This is a genomic window from Asticcacaulis sp. AC460 (assembly GCF_000495795.1).
Taxonomy (GTDB): Bacteria; Pseudomonadota; Alphaproteobacteria; order Caulobacterales; family Caulobacteraceae; genus Asticcacaulis.
In genome coordinates, this window is sequence record NZ_AWGD01000067.1 from 1 (window position 1) to 878 (window position 878).

The 878-nt window shown below is 58.7% G+C and carries 1 protein-coding gene; it reads left to right on the forward strand.

Annotated elements, in window-relative coordinates:
• Nucleotides 1-755, forward strand: a 755-nt coding sequence (locus tag ABAC460_RS47935; protein ID WP_023456044.1) for a capsid scaffolding protein, incomplete at its 5' end; no start/stop codon positions are given.
• Nucleotides 756-878 lie beyond the last annotated feature (123 nt).

Below are 878 nucleotides of genomic sequence, written 5' to 3' on the forward strand. Positions count from 1 at the left end.
GCGAGATCGGCGCTACGGATATTCAGCAGATGGCCGCGACCTACAGCCCGAAGGTGTACGGCGCCCGCATCAACATGGAACACATCAAGGGGATTTTGCCGGACGGTTATTTTCGTCGTTACGGCGGCGTGGTTGAGCTGAAGGCCGAGAAAATCGACGAGCCGGACGAACCGCTGTTGCACGGCAAATGGGCGCTGTATGCCAGTCTGGCCCCGACCGCCGATCTGGTGTCGATGGTCGGCGCGGGCCAAAAGGTTTTCACCTCGATGGAGATCCGCCGCGATTTCGCCAAGACCGGCAAGTCGTATCTGGTCGGGTTGGCCGTCACCGATGACCCGGCGAGCCTCGGCACTGACATGCTGGAGTTCAGCCGCCGCCACGAGAACGTCGAGTTCTCCGCGCCGCTGGAAGTCCATTTCGATTTTGAGCCGGTCGCTGACCCGGAAGCCTCATTCTCTGCCCGCATCAAAGCGATGTTTAGCCGCAAGCAAACTACCGACGATGTGCGCTTTGGCGAGATGGAAGGCGCCGTGATGACCGTGGCCGAGCAGTTGCAGGAAGCGGACACCCGCTTTACCGAGAAATTCGCTGCACTGAGCGAGCAGGTTGCCGACCTCAAGCAACAGGTAAAAACCGGCAGCGATGCGTTCAGCGCGCTGCAAGCCCAGCTTTCCATCTCGGAAGATTTCAGCCAGCAGGCGCGCCCGGATGCCACCGGCGGCAACAGCGCACAAGACGTGCTGACCGACTGCTAAGGCAGTCATACCCGATAAAACCGAACAAAAACAGGAAGAAAAATGCGCAAGCAAACTCGTTTTAAATTTAATGCGTTTATGTCTCGCCTCGCCGAACTGAATGGCGTAGCAACCGGCGATCTG